The 16,949-nt window shown below is 69.5% G+C and carries 16 protein-coding genes; 8 read left to right on the top strand and 8 right to left on the bottom strand.

The window, feature by feature from the left end; translation table 11 throughout:
- Positions 1-34 precede the first annotated feature (34 nt).
- Complete coding sequence (locus tag AQJ27_RS26535) at positions 35-2,347, bottom strand: transglycosylase domain-containing protein (RefSeq protein ID WP_067373897.1); 2,313 nt, start codon at positions 2,345-2,347, stop codon at positions 35-37.
- A gap of 408 nt (positions 2,348-2,755) precedes the next feature.
- Here AQJ27_RS26535 and wblA point away from each other — a divergent pair, with 408 nt between their 5' ends.
- Complete coding sequence (gene wblA / locus AQJ27_RS26530; protein ID WP_028799159.1) at positions 2,756-3,094, top strand: transcriptional regulator WblA; 339 nt, start codon at positions 2,756-2,758, stop codon at positions 3,092-3,094.
- A gap of 200 nt (positions 3,095-3,294) precedes the next feature.
- Here wblA and bagB read toward each other — a convergent pair whose 3' ends face one another.
- Positions 3,295-4,992, bottom strand: coding sequence for an ArsA family ATPase (gene bagB / locus AQJ27_RS26525; protein WP_067373894.1), 1,698 nt, complete (start codon positions 4,990-4,992; stop codon positions 3,295-3,297).
- Positions 4,989-5,966: an ATPase BagA gene (gene bagA, locus AQJ27_RS26520; RefSeq protein ID WP_067373891.1), complete on the bottom strand. Its 978-nt coding sequence runs from the start codon at positions 5,964-5,966 to the stop codon at positions 4,989-4,991. The genes bagB and bagA overlap by 4 nt, the downstream gene beginning before the upstream one ends.
- A gap of 95 nt (positions 5,967-6,061) precedes the next feature.
- Between bagA and sp36 the strand changes: the two genes are divergently transcribed.
- From sp36 to AQJ27_RS26505, 4 genes are all read left to right on the top strand, one after another.
- A complete protein-coding gene (gene sp36, locus AQJ27_RS54855) occupies positions 6,062-6,223 on the top strand; it encodes a Sp36 family protein (protein WP_075033571.1) in 162 nt (53 codons plus the stop codon).
- Entirely contained in the window at positions 6,220-6,690 is a 471-nt protein-coding gene (locus AQJ27_RS26515) for a RidA family protein (RefSeq protein WP_067373888.1), read from the top strand. The genes sp36 and AQJ27_RS26515 overlap by 4 nt, the downstream gene beginning before the upstream one ends.
- A gap of 99 nt (positions 6,691-6,789) precedes the next feature.
- A complete protein-coding gene (locus AQJ27_RS26510; protein WP_067373885.1) occupies positions 6,790-7,659 on the top strand; it encodes an NUDIX hydrolase in 870 nt (289 codons plus the stop codon).
- Positions 7,656-8,486: an MBL fold metallo-hydrolase gene (locus AQJ27_RS26505; RefSeq protein WP_067373882.1), complete on the top strand. Its 831-nt coding sequence runs from the start codon at positions 7,656-7,658 to the stop codon at positions 8,484-8,486. The genes AQJ27_RS26510 and AQJ27_RS26505 overlap by 4 nt, the downstream gene beginning before the upstream one ends.
- 124 nt (positions 8,487-8,610) lie before the next feature.
- On the opposite strand, the gene AQJ27_RS26500 is transcribed toward AQJ27_RS26505, so the two are convergent.
- A complete protein-coding gene (locus AQJ27_RS26500; RefSeq protein WP_006382668.1) occupies positions 8,611-9,285 on the bottom strand; it encodes a Crp/Fnr family transcriptional regulator in 675 nt (224 codons plus the stop codon).
- Between the two features lie 303 nt (positions 9,286-9,588).
- Here AQJ27_RS26500 and nth point away from each other — a divergent pair, with 303 nt between their 5' ends.
- The 3 genes from nth (at position 9,589) to AQJ27_RS26485 (ending at position 12,761) form a co-directional block, all read left to right on the top strand.
- Positions 9,589-10,599: an endonuclease III gene (gene nth, locus AQJ27_RS26495; RefSeq protein ID WP_067373879.1), complete on the top strand. Its 1,011-nt coding sequence runs from the start codon at positions 9,589-9,591 to the stop codon at positions 10,597-10,599.
- Positions 10,600-10,888: 289 nt separating this feature from the next.
- Positions 10,889-11,548 carry an NUDIX hydrolase gene (locus tag AQJ27_RS26490; RefSeq protein ID WP_067374381.1) on the top strand — a complete coding sequence of 220 codons (660 nt, stop codon included), beginning with the start codon at positions 10,889-10,891 and terminating at the stop codon, positions 11,546-11,548.
- A gap of 13 nt (positions 11,549-11,561) precedes the next feature.
- Positions 11,562-12,761 carry a MarP family serine protease gene (locus AQJ27_RS26485; RefSeq protein ID WP_067374379.1) on the top strand — a complete coding sequence of 400 codons (1,200 nt, stop codon included), beginning with the start codon at positions 11,562-11,564 and terminating at the stop codon, positions 12,759-12,761.
- Between the two features lie 34 nt (positions 12,762-12,795).
- On the opposite strand, the gene AQJ27_RS58820 is transcribed toward AQJ27_RS26485, so the two are convergent.
- The 4 genes from AQJ27_RS58820 to nhaA form a co-directional block, all read right to left on the bottom strand.
- Complete coding sequence (locus AQJ27_RS58820; RefSeq protein WP_079065266.1) at positions 12,796-12,975, bottom strand: hypothetical protein; 180 nt, start codon at positions 12,973-12,975, stop codon at positions 12,796-12,798.
- A 150-nt stretch (positions 12,976-13,125) separates the two neighbouring features.
- On the bottom strand, positions 13,126-14,076 hold the full coding sequence (locus AQJ27_RS26480) for an alpha/beta fold hydrolase (RefSeq protein WP_067373876.1): 951 nt from the start codon (positions 14,074-14,076) through the stop codon (positions 13,126-13,128).
- Complete coding sequence (locus AQJ27_RS26475) at positions 14,073-14,549, bottom strand: phage holin family protein (protein WP_067373873.1); 477 nt, start codon at positions 14,547-14,549, stop codon at positions 14,073-14,075. Before AQJ27_RS26475 ends, AQJ27_RS26480 begins: the two co-directional genes overlap by 4 nt.
- A 232-nt stretch (positions 14,550-14,781) precedes the next feature.
- On the bottom strand, positions 14,782-16,182 hold the full coding sequence (gene nhaA, locus AQJ27_RS26470; RefSeq protein WP_067373870.1) for a Na+/H+ antiporter NhaA: 1,401 nt from the start codon (positions 16,180-16,182) through the stop codon (positions 14,782-14,784).
- Between the last annotated feature and the right edge of the window lie 767 nt (positions 16,183-16,949).

Genomic DNA, 16,949 nt, shown 5'->3' with positions numbered 1-16,949 from the left:
TGCCGTTCTCTGTCAGCGGTTGTGACGGGGTGGATTACCCGTGACGACCCCCGTTGCCGTTCTGACCCTGGATGAAGCCCGAGGGGATCGAGAACGTGGGCGTCGGGAACCCGCCACCGTTCGTGTCACCTGTGGCGCCGTTGGCGCCACTGATGGTGTTGCCGCTGATCGTGTTCCCGTTGATGGTGTTGCCGTTGGTGGTGTTCCCACCGTTCCCGTTGCCCTTGTTGTCGCCGTTGTTCCCGTCGCCCGGGCCATGGCCGTTGTCCTTGGGCTTCTCGTCGGGAATGTCGATGAGGTTGAAGGACGGGGAGTCCTTGCCCGAGAGGGCGCCGGTCATGGCGTCCTTCCAGATGGGGCCGGGCACCTGACCGCCGTAGACGAGGTCGTGGTAGACGCCGCCGATGCGGATGCCCGTCATCTTGACGTTCTGCTTGGGGCTGCCGACCCAGACCGCGCCCGACAGGTTCGGCGTGTACCCGACGAACCAGGCGTTCTTGCGCTCGTCCGTCGTACCCGTCTTACCGGCGTTGTCGCGGTCGGAGAGGCCGGCCTGCTGACCCGTACCGGAGTCGATCACGCCCTGGAGCAGCGTGTTGACGGTGTCCGCGGTCTTCTCGGACATGGCCCGCGAGCAGGTTGACTTCGGGACCTCGAGCGACTTCTCCCGGCCGTCGGCCTTCTGGGTGATCGACTCGATGGCGATCGGCGTGCAGTACATGCCCCGAGAGGCGAAGGTGGCGTAGGCGCTCGCCATGGTCAGCGGGGAGATGCCCTTGGAGCCGAGGGTGATGGCGGGCACCTCGGGCAGCTTGTCGCCGTTGCCCTGCACGACGTGCAGCTTGTCGGTCATCTTCACCACGGGGCAGATGCCGATGTCCGAGATCATCTGCACGAAGTAGGTGTTGACCGACTTGGCCATCGCCGTCTTCAGCGCGTACGGGCCCTTCTCCTCGGTGCTCTCGTTCGACAGCTTCTCGTTGGTCAGGTTGGTCCAGGGCTTGCTGCTGCACGTCTGTACGGGGCTGGGGTAGGCCATCTCGTACGGCGACGGGTACTGCTGGGTCGCCGGCCGGCCCTCCTCCAGCGCGGCCGCGGCCACGAACGGCTTGAAGGTCGAACCGGTCGGGAAGCCGTAGTTCGAACCGCCCATGTCACGGTCGACCGAGTAGTTGTACTCCGTCTCGTTCTTCCCGTAGCCGTACGGCCTCGACTGGCCCATGCCGACGATCTTCCCGGTGCCCGGCTCGACCAGGGTGGCCGCCGTGGCGACCGAGTCCGACTTGTTGACGTGGGACTTGATCGAGGACTGGACCGACTTCTGCGCCTGCGGGTCGAGCGTCGTACGGATGGTCAGGCCGCCCTGGTTCCAGACCTTCGCCCGGGCCTCCTTGGTCTTGCCGAAGACCGGGTCGGTGAGGAACACGTTCTCCACGTACTTGCAGAAGAAGCTCGCGCCCTTGACCGCCGTGATGCAGCCGTTCTTCGGCTGGCTGACCTTCAGGCCGAGCTTCGCCTCCTTGGCCTTGTCGGCCTCCTGCTGCGAGATGTCGTGCACCTCGGCCATGCGCTGCAGCACGGTGTTGCGGCGCTTGGTGGCCTCCGCCTCGTCGTTCACCGGGTCGTACCGGCTGGGCGACTGGACGATGCCCGCGAGCATCGCCGACTCCTCGAGGTTCAGGTCCTTGGCGGGCTTGGAGAAGTAACGCTGGGCGGCGGCCTCGATGCCGTAGGCCTGCTCGCCGAAGAACGTGATGTTCAGGTAGTTCTCGAGGATCTTCTTCTTGCCGAGCTTCTCTTCCAGCTGGATCGCGTACTTGAGCTCGCGGACCTTGCGGCCGAGGGTCTGCTGGGTGGCCTGGGCGACCTTCGTCGGGTCGTCGCCGGCCTCCTCCACGAAGTAGTTCTTCACCAGCTGCTGGGTGAGCGTGGAGGCGCCCTGGGCGACCCCGCCGTTCTGCGCGTTCTGGTTCAGGGCGCGCAGAACGCCCTTCAGGTCGATCGCGCCGTGCTGGTAGAAGCGGGAGTCCTCGATCGCGACGATCGCCTTCTGCATGTACGGCGAGATGTCCTTGAGGTCGACCACCGTGCGGTCGCGCGAGTAGACCGTCGCGATCTGACCGCCCTTGCTGTCCAGGATGGTGGTGCGCTGACTCAGCGCGGGACTCTTCAGGTTGTCGGGAATCTCGTCGAACCCCTGGACGGAACCCTTGGCCGCGAGACCGAGCGCGCCCGCTGCGGGCAGCGCGATTCCGGCCATGACTGCTCCAGCGAGCACGCTGACACCGAGGAACTTGGCGGCCTGTTGCGTTGGCGACAGACCACCGCCCGAGCGCTTCTTTGGCATAGGGGCAGCCTACGTTCTCATTCGCCGGACACGCGTATATGCCTTGGCCTAAGCTGCTCTCAACTGTCACAGCAGTATGGCCACGTATCAATACGTCCGGCGACCCCGAATCGTTCCGGAGGTTCCCCAACTTTTTTGGGGAGGTCGTGTCCGAATCAGCCTCATGCGTCACCAGGCGTCCGTTGTGACTCAACTGAACTGTCCCGGTTTGCCGGGATACTCACGTATGTCCGCCGCTCACTCCCCCGGGTGATCTGCCGCTTACGCATAGTCCGTTCGGGCCATTCAAGATTGGGCCCGCAGGGGGTGTTGCGCTGTGCCTGCCTTCCGTAACGTCCTCAACTGGCGGCGGTGAATATGCCGCTGCCGCCGTGGGGGAGCCTCGATTCGGGAGAGGACGGCGCCGGTATGGGCTGGGTAACCGACTGGAGTGCGCAGGCGGCCTGCCGCACTACCGATCCGGATGAACTGTTCGTTCAAGGAGCAGCGCAGAACAGGGCGAAGGCAGTGTGCACCGGATGTCCGGTACGCACGGAGTGCCTCGCCGATGCGCTCGACAATCGCGTCGAATTCGGCGTGTGGGGTGGCATGACGGAGCGGGAGCGTCGCGCGTTGCTGCGCAGGCGTCCCACCGTCACCTCGTGGCGTCGCCTGCTGGAGACCGCGCGTACGGAGTACGAGCGCGGCGCAGGCCTGCTGCCCCTCGATGAGGAAGAGGTGTACGAGCGCTACGCGGCGGTGGGCTGAGGGCGCCACGGAGGGCGTCCCGCGGGGCCACCTCGGCCCGCGTCGGACCCACCCGCCGCCTCAGACCCACTCACCGCCTCGGACCCACTTGCCTCAGGTTTGCCTCAGGCCATCTCGGGTCGGCCATGAGCTCATGACTACGAGCTCATGACCACGAGTTCATGACTCGGGCCCGGCCCCGGGCCCGTGGACGGCGCCGCTCAGGCGCCGGTTTCAGGCAGCTCCGGCCGGTTGGCCGCGAGCCGGTCTCCGATGTCCCGCAGTCCTGCGAGATCGTGTACGTCGCCGGGCAGCGCGGCTACTTCGGCAACCGCCACCTCCGGGTGGAGCGCGGCGAAGCGGTCACGTGTGCGCTGCTCGCGGGAGAGCAGCTGCATGCGCTCGGCGTGCAGCCTCAGCAGGCCTGCGGTGAGTTGTTCGACGGTCCGGTGCCCGTGCGGCGGCGTGTCGGTCGGTGCGTCGGTCCTGTCCGTGGCGTCTGCGCTGTCCGTGGCGGCGGGGGAGCCTTCATCGGAACCGTCGGAGCCGGCTGGATCTTCGGAGCCGTCGGGAGCTGATGTCTCGGAAGCGGGAGATTCTGAACTGCCGTACGTGTCGGGAGAGTTACGAAGTCCAGCTTTCCCGCCCTCCTGATCCACAATGCGGGCGTCGTCAAGATTTTCTACAGCCGTGGATTCAAGATCTTCCGCAGGATCGGGATCAAGGCCGCCGACGGCCCCAGCAGCGAGATCCTCGGCGACCCCGACACCTGGATCCCCGGCCGCCCCGGCAGCGGGATCCTGCGCGGCTTCGGCAACCGCACCCCCGACGGCCCCGCTACGAGGATCCCTGCCCTCCTCGGCACCGGGATCCCCGTCCCCCTCGGCCATGAGTTCCCCGGCGGTCTCGGCGGCGAGTTCCCCAGCGGTCTCGTCATCGAGATTTTCCGCAGCCTCGGCATCGAGGTTCTCCGCGGCCTCGGCATCGAGGTTCTCCGCGGCCGCGAGCGCCCGCTCGGCGGAGAGGTGGGCGGCACCGCTGCCGTGCACCCGGTTGAGTACGAGACCGGCGAACGGCATGTCCTCGGCCGCCAGTCGCTCCACGAAGTACGCGGCCTCGCGCAGCGCGTCCCGCTCCGGGGCCGCCACCACCAGGAACGCCGTCCCGGGCGCCTGGAGCAGCTTGTACGTGGCGTCCGCGCGCGTACGGAAGCCCCCGAACGTCGTGTCCATCGCCGCCACGAACGTCTGCACGTCCTTCAGGAGTTGTCCCCCCAGCAGCTTCCCCAGGGTGCCGGTCATCATCGACATCCCGACGTTCAGGAACTTCATCCCCGCACGCCCGCCCAGCTTCGCCGGCGCCGTCAGGAGCCGGATCAGCCGTCCGTCGAGGAAGGACCCGAGCCGCTTGGGCGCGTCCAGGAAGTCGAGTGCCGAGCGGGACGGCGGGGTGTCGACGACGATCAGGTCCCACTCGTCCCGGGCCCGCAGCTGCCCCAGCTTCTCCATCGCCATGTACTCCTGCGTGCCCGCGAAGCCCGCCGAAAGCGACTGGTAGAAGGGGTTGTTCAGGATCACGGCCGCCCGCTCGCCGTCCGCGTGCGCCTCGACGATCTCGTCGAACGTGCGCTTCATGTCGAGCATCATGGCGTGCAGCTCGCCACCCGCGGAGTCGTCGATGCCCTTCACACGGCGTGGGACGTTGTCGAGGGAGTCGATGCCCATCGACTGGGCGAGCCGGCGTGCCGGGTCGATGGTGAGAACGACCACCTTGCGACCCCGCTCGGCGGCGCGCAGCCCCAGGGCCGCCGCCGTGGTCGTCTTGCCGACGCCGCCCGAGCCGCAGCACACCACGATGCGGGTGTCGGGGTCGTCGAGCAGTGGGTCGAGGTCGAGTACGCGGGCCGGGTCCAGACTCATGAGATCCCTTGAGTGCGCAGTTCCGTGGCGAGCTCGTACAGGCCCGCCAGGTCCATTCCCTCGGCGAGCAGGGGGAGTTCGTGCAGCGGGAGGTCCTGCTCGGTCAGGACGGCCCGCTGCTCGCGCTCCAGGGTGTGCCGTTCGGCGTACTCCTCGGCCTGTTCCAGGAGAGGCCCGACGAGCCGCTCGGCGTTCCCGCCGCGACGGGCGCCGCCGAGCCCGGCCGCGGACAGCGACTTGGCGATGGCGCTGCGCGCGACGGCGCCCGTGAGCTCCAGGTCGACGTCGTCCAGGAGCGCGGGCCGCACCATGTTCACGATGATCCGTCCCACCGGCAGCTTCGCCGCCCGCAGCTCGGCGATGCCGTCCGCGGTCTCCTGGACGGGCATCTCCTCCAGCAGCGTCACCATGTGCACCGCCGTCTCCGGCGACTTCAGGACGCGCATCACGGCCTGTGCCTGGTTGTGTATCGGCCCGATCTTGGCGAGCCCCGCGACCTCGTCGTTGACGTTCAGGAAGCGGGTGATGCGGCCCGTGGGTGGCGCGTCCATGACGACGTAGTCGTACGCGAACCGCCCGCTCTTGTCCTTCCTGCGGACGGCCTCGCACGCCTTCCCGGTGAGGAGCACGTCCCTGAGACCGGGCGCGATGGTGGTCGCGAAGTCGATGGCGCCGAGCTTCTTCAGGGCCCGGCCGGCGCCGCCCAGTTTGTAGAACATCTGGAGGTAGTCCAGAAGGGCCAGTTCGGGGTCGATGGCGAGGGCGTACACCTCCCCGCCCCCCGGAGCGACGGCGATCTTCCGCTCCTCGTAGGGCAGCGCTTCTGTTTCGAAGAGCTGCGCGATGCCCTGTCTGCCCTCGACCTCGACGAGGAGGGTGCGCTTGCCCTCGGTCGCGAGGGCGAGCGCGAGGGCCGCGGCTACCGTGGTCTTGCCGGTACCGCCCTTGCCGCTGACGACCTGGAGCCTGCTCACGTCTTCGAGCCTAACCAGTCCGTCGCCGTACTACGCAGGAGGCTGTGGACAACGTGCGCGCGAGGCCCCCCGCGGCAACGACTACAGTCGGCGACATGACCAAGTGGGAATACGCAACCGTGCCGCTGCTCGTCCATGCCACGAAGCAGATTCTGGACACCTGGGGCGAGGACGGCTGGGAGCTCGTCCAGGTCGTGCCCGGGCCGAACAACCCCGAGCAGCTGGTGGCCTACCTGAAGCGCGAGAAGTCGGCATGAGCGGCGCCGTCGAGGCGAAGCTCGCGGAGCTCGGTCTGACGCTGCCGGGCGTCGTTCCGCCGCTGGCCGCCTATCAGCCCGCCGTGCAGTCCGGCGTGTACGTCTTCACGGCGGGGCAGCTGCCGATGGTGGACGGCAAGCTTCCGCTCACCGGCAAGGTGGGTGCGGAGGTCACGGCCGAGGAGGCCAAGGACCTGGCCCGCATCTGCGCGCTGAACGCGCTGGCCGCGGTCAAGTCCGTCGCGGGCGACCTCGACCGCATCGCGCGTGTCGTGAAGGTCGTCGGCTTCGTGGCCTCGGCCTCGGACTTCACCGGCCAGCCGGGTGTCCTGAACGGCGCGAGCGAGCTCCTGGGCGCGGCCCTGGGCGACAAGGGCGTCCACGCCCGCAGCGCGGTCGGCGTGGCCGTCCTCCCGCTGGACGCCCCGGTCGAGGTCGAGATCCAGGTGGAGCTGACAGGGGTGTAGGCGGTCGGGACCGGTGGCGGTCTTCTTCGCCCCCGCCCCCGGCCCGGGGATCCCCATGGGCCCCTCGAACATTCGCCCGGCTCGGGATAGCCTCCGGCCATGGCGAATGGGCAGTGGTATCCACCGGAGTGGCCCGAGCGGATCCGCGCGCTCGCGGAGGGCACGCTGATCCCGGTACCCCCCAAGCGCGCGGCCACCGTCATGCTGCTCAAGGACACCCCCACCACCCCCGTGGTGCACATGCTGCGCAGACGCGCCTCCATGGCCTTCGCCGGAGGCGCGTACGCGTATCCGGGCGGCGGCGTGGACCCACGCGACGACGAGCACCAGATCCGCTGGGCGGGCCCCACGCGCGCGTGGTGGGCGAACAGGCTCGGCACCGACGAGACGTCCGCCCAGGCCGTCGTCTGCGCGGCGGTCCGTGAGACGTACGAGGAGGCCGGTGTCCTGCTGGCCGGGCCCACCCCGGACACCGTGGTCGGCGACACCACCGGCGAGGACTGGGAGGCGGACCGCGCGGCCCTGGTCGCCCGCGACCTCTCCTTCGCCGAGTTCCTCGACCGCCGCGGACTCGTGCTCAGGTCCGACCTCCTGGGCGTCTGGACCCGCTGGATCACCCCGGAGTTCGAAAGCCGCCGCTACGACACCTGGTTCTTCGTGGCCGCCCTCCCGGAGGGCCAGCGCACCCGCAACGCCTCCACGGAGGCCGACCGCACGGTCTGGATCCGCCCCGCGGACGCGGCGGACGGGTACGACAAGGGCGAGCTCCTGATGATGCCGCCCACCGTCGCGACCCTGCGCCAGCTCATCCCGTACGACAGCGCCGCCGACGTCCTGGCCGCCGCGCCCGCCCGTGATCTGACCCCGGTCCTGGCCAAGGCCCGCCTGGAGAACGGCGAAGTCGTCCTCGCCTGGCCGGGCCACGACGAGTTCACCAAGCACATCCCGACCGGTGGAGCCTCCGCATGACCGACGCCGCAGCCCTTCCCGGCCAGCCGCGAGGCGGGGTCCTCTCCGGCTCCGCCACCCCGCGCGCCGTCAACGTGCTCGCGCCCAACGCGTCCGCGATGACTCTGGACGGCACCAACACCTGGATCGTCTCCGAGCCGGACTCAGACCTGGCGGTGGTGATCGACCCCGGGCCCCTGGACGACGTACATCTGCGCAATGTCGTGGACTCCGCCGAGAAGGCGGGGAAGCGGGTGGCGCTGACCCTGCTGACGCACGGGCACCCCGATCACGCCGAGGGCGCCGGGCGGTTCGCGGAACTGACGGACACGAAGGTGCGGGCACTGGATCCGGCGCTGCGGCTCGGGGACGAGGGGCTGGCGCACGGGGACGTCATCGCCGTGGGCGGGCTGGAACTGCGTGTCGTACCGACCCCGGGCCACACCGCCGACTCGCTGTGCTTCCATCTCCCGGCCGATCGGGCCGTCCTGACGGGTGACACCATCCTCGGCCGCGGTACGACCGTCGTGGCCCACCCCGACGGCCGTCTGGGCGACTATCTGGACTCGCTGCGGCGGCTCAGGTCCCTCACCGTGGACGACGGCGTGCACACCGTGCTGCCGGGGCACGGGCCCGTCCTGGAGGACGCCCAGGGCGCCGTCGAGTTCTATCTCGCCCACCGCGCTCACCGCCTGGCCCAGGTCGAGACGGCGGTCGAGAACGGCTACCGGTCGCCGACCGAGGTCGTCGCGCACGTGTACGCGGACGTGGACCGCTCGCTGTGGCCGGCGGCGGAGCTGTCGGTCCGGGCGCAGATGGACTATCTCCGGGAACACGGCCTCATCTAGGCGCCTGGGGGCGACGGCCATACGGGAACCGGCCTTACGAGAAGCGGCCATACCGGGGATACGAGAAGGGCCCCACTGTGCAGCGGGGCCCTTCAGGTGCGTCGAAAGCCGGCGCGCGGTGCGGTCAGCGCGAGCGCTTCGCGAGGCGCTCCACGTCCAGCAGGATGACCGCGCGGGCCTCCAGGCGGAGCCAGCCGCGGCCCGCGAAGTCGGCGAGCGCCTTGTTGACCGTCTCGCGGGACGCGCCGACCAGCTGGGCCAGCTCCTCCTGCGTGAGGTCGTGCACGACGTGGATGCCCTCCTCCGACTGCACGCCGAAGCGACGCGAGAGGTCCAGGAGCGCGCGGGCCACGCGGCCGGGCACGTCCGAGAAGACCAGGTCGGACATCTGGTCGTTGGTCTTGCGCAGGCGCCGGGCGACGGCGCGCAGCAGCGCGGCGGCCACCTCGGGCCGCGCGTTCAGCCAGGGCTGAAGGTCACCGTGGCCGAGACCGAGCAGCTTGACCTCGGTCAGCGCGGTGGCGGTCGCCGTGCGCGGGCCCGGGTCGAACAGCGACAGCTCGCCGATGAGCTCACCGGGGCCCAGGACGGCCAGCATGTTCTCGCGGCCGTCGGGTGAGGTGCGGTGGAGCTTCACCTTGCCCTCGGTGACCACGTAAAGGCGGTCGCCGGGGTCGCCCTCGTGGAAGAGAGCGTCGCCGCGTGCGAGGGTCACCTCACTCATGGAGGCGCGGAGCTCCGCGGCCTGCTCGTCATCGAGCGCCGCGAAGAGCGGGGCGCGCCGCAGAACGTCGTCCACGAGTTCTCTCCTTGTCGACCTGCTCAGGGGATCTTGCTCCCCCGTGATACCAGGGGACCGTGTTCCCCATCTTGCTGGACGGTCCAAACAGTGTGATCAGTCACAAGTCTGCCGCACTGGCGTGCCGGGCAGTGCGGCAGGGGGCCAATTGGGGGCTGATCTTCTGGGTCCGGGGCGGATGTCGGTGGGGGGCTTTAGGCTGGCCGGGTGTCCAAATCGCCGGTGAGAGCACAGGCCAAGGGGGCTGGGCGGGTGGTTGTACGTCGCGATTCCGCTGTGGGCGAACAGAGTTCCGCCGAAAGTATGAAAACGACAAAAGCGACAAAATCAACGCCGGTGAAGCCGGTCGCGAAGAAGGCCGCGAAGAAGGCTGCCAAAAAGGCGACAGCCACGACCGGGAAGACGACAGGCGTGGCCAAGAAGGCGACGGCCACGATCAAGAAGGCGGCGCCTGCCAAGACGGCCGCCAAGAAGGCGACGCCTGCCAAAACCGTGGCCAAGAAGGCTGCCCCAGCCCAAGCCGCACCCAAGAAGGCGATCGTCGAGTCCCACGCCGCTCTCGTGCGCCGCGCCCGCCGCATCAACCGCGAGCTCGCCGAGGTGTACCCGTACGCCCACCCGGAGCTGGACTTCGAGAACCCCTTCCAGTTGGTGATCGCCACGGTCCTGTCGGCCCAGACGACCGACCTGCGGGTGAACCAGACGACTCCGGGACTCTTCGCCAAGTACCCCACGCCCGAGGACCTCGCCGCGGCGAATCCGGAGGAGGTCGAGGAGATCCTCCGGCCGACCGGTTTCTTCCGGGCCAAGACCAAGTCGGTGATAGGGCTCTCCAAGGCCTTGGTGGAGGACTTCGGGGGCGAGGTCCCCGGCCGCCTCGAAGACCTCGTCAAGCTCCCCGGCGTAGGCCGCAAGACCGCCTTCGTCGTCCTGGGCAACGCCTTCGGGCGCCCCGGTATCACCGTGGACACCCACTTCGGCCGGCTCGTGCGCCGCTGGCAGTGGACCGACGAGACCGACCCGGACAAGGTCGAGGCCGCCGTCGGCGCGCTCTTCCCGAAGAGCGAGTGGACGATGCTCTCGCACCACGTGATCTTCCACGGCCGCCGCATCTGCCACGCCCGTAAGCCCGCGTGCGGCGCCTGCCCCATCGCCCCGCTCTGCCCCGCGTACGGGGAGGGCGAGACGGACCCGGAGAAGGCGCGCAAGCTCCTGAAGTACGAGAAGGGGGGCTTCCCCGGCCAACGCCTCAACCCGCCGCAGTCCTACCTGGACGCGGGCGGCATCCCGGCACCCCCACTGGGCGCCGGATGACGGAACGAACACGGCGCCGCCCGGCGTTGGGGAGAGCAGAACGGGGGTGGCGATGACGCACGCGAGCAACACGCACAGCAGGCACGAAGAGCCGGACACACACCGCACGCAGAACGAGACGGGCAAGCACGTCACACAGAACGAGTCCGGCACGCACGGCACGCAGAACGAGTCCGGCACGCACGGCGCGCAGAACGAGCCGGGCTCACACCGCACGTACGGCGGCCCCGGCGCACACCACCGCACACACGAAGGACACGAAGGACACGACTCGCACAACGGCCGGGTCGTGGTGACCAAGGACGGTCTGCCCGCCTGGCTCGACCCGGTGGTGCACGCAGTAGAGACCGTGGAACCGCTCCAGCTGAGCCGCTTCCTGCCGCCGGAAAACGGCGCGGGGCGGCAGTCCGCCGTGCTCATCCTCTTCGGCGAGGGCGCCCGCGGCCCCGAGCTGCTGCTGATGGAGCGTGCCAGCTCCCTGCGCTCGCACGCGGGGCAGCCCTCCTTCCCCGGCGGCGCACTCGACCCGCAGGACGGTGACCCGAAGGCCGACGGACCGCTGCGGGCCGCGCTGCGGGAGGCCGAGGAGGAGACCGGGCTCGACCCGAGCGGCGTCCAGCTGTTCGGCGTGCTGCCGAAGCTCTACATCCCGGTGAGCGGCTTCGTGGTCACCCCGGTCCTGGGCTGGTGGCGCGAGCCGACCCCGGTAGGCGTGGTCGATCCGGCCGAGACGGCCCGGGTCTTCACGGTCCCCGTGGCGGATCTCACGAACCCCGCCCACCGTGCGACGACCGTGCACCCCAGCGGTCACCGAGGTCCGGCATTCCTGGTCGAATCGGCCCTGGTCTGGGGCTTCACCGCGGGGATCATCGACCGTCTGCTGCACTACGCGGGCTGGGAGCTGCCGTGGGACCGCGAGAACCAGGTCCCGCTCGACTCGCGCGCATGACAGGGTGGCCCCCGTGAATGTGCTGGACATCCTGTTGCTGGTCGCCGCCGTGTGGTTCGCGATCGTGGGCTACCGCCAGGGCTTCGTCGTCGGCATCCTGTCGGTGATCGGCTTCCTGGGCGGCGGCCTCGCCGCCGTCTATCTGCTCCCCGTCATCTGGGGTGCCCTGACAGACGACTCCAAGGTGAGTACGACCGCCGCCGTGGTCGCGGTGATCGTCGTGATCGTCTGTGCCTCCGTCGGCCAGGCCCTCACCACCCACCTCGGCAACAAACTGCGCCGGTACATCACCTGGTCCCCGGCCCGCGCCCTGGACGCGACCGGCGGCGCCCTCGTCAACGTCGTCGCGATGCTCCTGGTCGCCTGGCTGATCGGTTCGGCCCTCGCGGGCACGACGCTGCCGACGCTCGGCAAGGAGGTCCGCGGGTCCAAGGTGCTGCACGGCGTCTCCGGCGCCCTGCCCTCCCAGGCCGACACCTGGTTCGCCGACTTCTCCTCGGTCCTCGCGCAGAACGGCTTCCCGCAGGTCTTCAGCCCGTTCGCCAACGAACCCATCACCGACGTCCAGCCCCCCGACCCGGCGCTCGCGAACAGCCCCGTCGCCATCCGCGCCCAGAAGTCCATCGTCAAGGTGATGGGCACCGCGCAGAGCTGCGGCAAGGTCCTCGAGGGCAGCGGCTTCGTCTTCGGCAACCGTCGCGTGATGACCAACGCCCACGTGGTCGGCGGGGTCGACGAGCCCACCGTCCAGATCGGCGGCGAGGGCAGGAAGTACGACGCCAAGGTCGTCCTGTACGACTGGGAACGCGACATCGCCGTACTCGACGTACCGAACCTGGACGCGCCCGCGCTCCAGTTCACAGCCAAGGACGCGGCCAGCGGCAACAGCGCGATCGTCGCCGGCTTCCCGCAGAACGGCGCGTACAACGTCCAGCCCGCGCGCGTGCGCGGCCGCATCACGGCCAACGGCCCGGACATCTACCACCGCGGAACCGTGCGCCGCGACGTCTACTCGCTCTACGCGACCGTGCGTCAGGGCAACTCGGGCGGCCCGCTGCTCACGCCCGACGGCAAGGTGTACGGAGTGGTCTTCGCGAAGTCCCTCGACGACGCCAACACCGGGTACGCGCTCACCGCGGACGAGGTCCAGCCGGACGCCACCAAGGGCCGTGCGGCCGATCAGCAGGTGGACAGCGACAGCTGCGCGCTCTGAGAGCGAAGGGTGACGAGCGGTAGCGTGCGGCGCCTCAGCCTCGTGGGTGACGCAGCCGTACCGAAACCCAGCGGGCCCGGCGGCGCAAAATGCGCGGGATCCCCACGTGGGGGTCCGCGCCCGGCAACTGCGGGGTGCCCCTCTGATGGGAGCTCAGGCCCGTCGCCGAGCGGCGGTTGCGTGGTGCGTCACTGTAGTCGTGCGTCCAGCCCATACCTCGACGTCTGCCCCTGCCCCAAGGTCGATAACCTCGCCCAAGCCCCTCAATTGGCCTATGCGCGAGGCATTTGGCTGTTCGTAGGACAGGCGTTCGTGTTCGCATACCGGGCGGGCCACGGGCCGCAATCGGACAGTCACCGACGGGTCACCGGTCAGGCTCGGGATCTTTCAGCCAGTTGACCAATTCGGTCGAAAACGCCACCGGGTCCTCTTCGTGGGGGAAGTGTCCGAGACCGTCGAACAGCCGCCAGCGGTACGGTGCTTCGACGTACTCCCCGGAACCGGCCGCGCTCCGCGTCCGCATCACGGGATCGAGCGATCCGTGCAGATGCAGCGTCGGCACCCGAACCGGCCGCTTCATACGCCGGTTGAACTGGATCCCGTCCGGCCGTGCCATCGAGCGGACCATCCATCGATAGGGCTCGATCGAACAATGCGCCGTCGACGGGATGCACATGGCGCGGCGGTACGTCTCCACGGCCTCGTCGTCCGGCTGTCGCGGCCCCGACCAGTCCCGCACCAGACGACCCACCAGGGCGCCTTCGTCGGCGACGAGTTGGCGTTCCGGGATCCAGGGCCGCTGGAACCCCCAGATGTACGAACCAGCCGCCGACTGCTTGACGTCGGAGAGCATGGCCGAGCGCCAGCGCCGCGGGTGCGGCATGGACGACACGGCGAGCCGTCGGACGAGCTTGGGGCGCATCACGGCCGCCGTCCACGCCAGATACCCGCCCAGGTCGTGTCCGACGAGCGCGGCGTCGGGCTCACCGAGGGACCGTACGACCCCGGTGATGTCGAGCGCGAGGTTGGCGGGGTCGTAACCGCGCGGCGTGCGGTCGCTGCCGCCGACGCCGCGCAGATCCATGGCCACGGCCCGGAAGCCCGCGTCCGCGAGCGCCACCATCTGCCGACGCCAGGTCCACCAGAACTGCGGGAAGCCGTGCAGCAGCAGGACGAGCGGTCCGTCGCCCATCTCGGCGATGTGGAAGCGCGCGCCGTTGGCGGCGACGTCCCGGTGGGTCACTTCTCTCCCGCCGGGGACGTCGAGCCGCACGACTGAGGTGGGTTGCGCCGAAGGGGTGGCGGGGTCCGTCATGACGTCGAGCGTGCCACAACCTCGACCGCGTCACTCACAGGGGCGGTCCGGGGATGGGGTTTGGCGTTCTGGAGCACACCCGCGGTCTCCTTGACCGAGGCGGCGACCTTCTGCGGGCCCTTGCCCTTTTTCGCCTTCTTCGCGAAGACCAGGCCGATCAGCGCGAGGCCGCCGGCGACCAGCACGTTCGCGGCGAACGACAGGACGAAGCAGATCGCGAGATTCCAGTGGCTCCAGGTCCGGATGCCGTACGCCAGGGCGAAGTTCAGCATCGGGAGGGAGAAGATCAGCACCGCTCCGGCCGCGGAGAACGCGCCGCCGCTGACCGCGCCGCGCTTGACGTCCTGCTTGAGCTGCGCCTTCGCCAGTGCGATCTCGTCGTGCACCAGTGCGGACATCTCGGTCGTCGCCGAGGCGAACAACTGGCCGATGCTGCGTTCGGCGCCGACCGGGCTGCCGTCGGGTGCGCTCATCGCGGACTCCCTCTTCTGTATGTGCCTGCTCTGTACGGGCTGCTCTGTACGGTCTGGCTGCCAACGGTGCCGGCACGGCCCTGGCTGCTCCAGTGCCCGTACCGCCTACTGCCGACCTTCCGGCCCTGACTGTCCGGTCCTGACCATCCGGCCCGGACTGTCCGATCCTGGCTATCCGGCCCAGTCTGTCCAGCCCGGACTGTCCGGTCCTGACCATCCTGTTCTGCTCAGATCATGCCGGACCGTCGTTCTCCTCGCTTGCCCCGCCCGCCACTTCGGCAAGCCTTCGGTGCTCGGCGGCCTTCCGTTCGTGGATCTCGGCCATCCGCAGGTGGTACGCCGGGTTGTTCTGCTCGTAGATGTCGGGGATGCCGTCGCTGTCCTCGTCGAGCTCCTCGGCCTCGTACAGCGCACGGTACTTGGCGTTGCGTACCTTCAGCAGCGTCGTGGCGAGTACGGCGGCTATGAGCGAGCCGATCAGTACGGCGGCCTTGACCTCGTCGGTGAGTACCAGGTCGTTCTTGAAGGCGAGTTCGCCGATGAGGAGGGAGACGGTGAAGCCGATTCCGGCGAGGGAGGCGACGGCGAAGACGTCGGGCCAGACGAGATCCTCACTGAGCGAGGCCCGGGTGAACCGGGCGGCCAGCCAGGTCCCCCCGAAAATGCCCACGGCCTTCCCGACGACGAGCCCCAGCACGACACCGAGTGTCTCGGGCCGCGTGAACACGTCACCGATCGCCCCGCCGGAGACGACGACCCCGGCGCTGAAGAGCGCGAACAGCGGCACGGCGAGCCCGGCGGAAAGGGGTCGTACAAGATGCTCGATGTGCTCCCCGGGTGAGTGCTCCTCGCCCTCGTGCGGGTGACAGCGCAGCATCAACCCCATCGCGACTCCGGAGATGGTGGCGTGGACGCCGCTGTTGTACATCAGCCCCCAGATGACGAGCGCGAGCGGCACATACACGTACCACCCGCGTACGCCCTTGCGCAGCAGCACCCAGAACACACCGAGCCCGACGACGGCCCCGCCCAGCGCGCCGAAGTCGATGTGGTCGGTGAAGAAGATCGCGATGATGAGAATCGCGAACAGGTCGTCGACGACGGCGAGGGTGAGCAGGAAGGCGCGCAGGGCGGACGGCAGGGAGGTGCCGATCACGGCGAGTACGGCGAGGGCGAAGGCGATGTCGGTGGCGGTGGGTACGGCCCACCCGCCGAGGGATCCGCCCCCGATCGCATTGGTGAGGGCGTAGACCAGCGCGGGCACGGCCATTCCGCACACGGCCGCGACGACGGGCAGTATCGCGGCCTTCGGATCGCGCAGATCCCCCGCCACCAGCTCGCGCTTGAGTTCGATACCGGCGACGAAGAAGAACACGGCCAGCAGTCCGTCCGCCGCCCAGTGCTGAACGGACAGGTTCAGCCCGAGCGCGGAGGGCCCGAGATGGAAATGGCTGACGCTCGCGTAACTGTCCCGCAGCGGCGTGTTGGCCCACACCAGCGCGGCAACCGCCGCGATGAGCAACAGCACCCCACCGACGGTCTCGGTCCGCAACGCCTCCGCGACGAAGTTCCGCTCGGGCAGCGAAAGGCGTCCGAGGAACTTGCGGTTGTTGGCGCTGGGCGTCGTCGCCACGGCGGGACCTCCGGGTCGTTACGGCTGTTTGCTGACGGCCGCCACACGGGATCGTTGACGACACCGCCGACCAGACTTCCCGGCACACCCTGAGGCCACTACTTTACCTTCCATTACGGCGAGATATTTCGCGTTACGGACATATGGTGCGACGAGGGGGTGGTCGCGCGGACATGGGGGGGCGCGCCTCGGCGCCAACGAGGGCTGGACGCGATGGCGCGCGGACCTGTCTACGGACCAGCGAGAACCCGACCGGACAACGGCGTAGGGAGAGCGGGCCCACGGCCGGATAGTGGACGCGACGCGAGGCCATGCGGGGCCCCGCCGGGCGCGGAGGCCGGAGCGGTGGTGGCCGACTCGACGGAGACCTCACGAGCCTTCAGGCCCAGCACGAGCCCCGGAGGAGACCTCCCAGCGCTGTGCCACTGGGCTGCGGCACAGCACAGCACAGCACAGCACCGCACGCCTCGCGGTCGCGGGGAACACGGCCGGGGCTGGGGCCGCGCGGCCGGGCACCAGGCCCGAGCGGGGGCGCGCAAGCGCGGGGTGGTCAGGGGGTGCGGTCCCCGCCGGGGTGCCGGGGCGGACCCCCGCAGGGGTGCGGGCGCAGGGCGGGCCCCAGAGATGTCGGGGGCACGGGGTTCCGGCGATGAGGCGCCGACGAGGGCCCAGCGATAGGGGCACGGCGGCGTTGGGGGGCGGGGCGAAGCCCCGGGCGGGATGCAGGGGCGCCCCGTGAACTTTGCCATCGAGGCGTTGTCGACCTG

Origin of the sequence: Streptomyces olivochromogenes, assembly GCF_001514115.1 — a bacterium.
Taxonomy (GTDB): Bacteria; Actinomycetota; Actinomycetes; order Streptomycetales; family Streptomycetaceae; genus Streptomyces; species Streptomyces olivochromogenes.
Note: the sequence above shows the minus strand (reverse complement) of the source record. Positions and strands in the feature narration are given on the sequence as shown.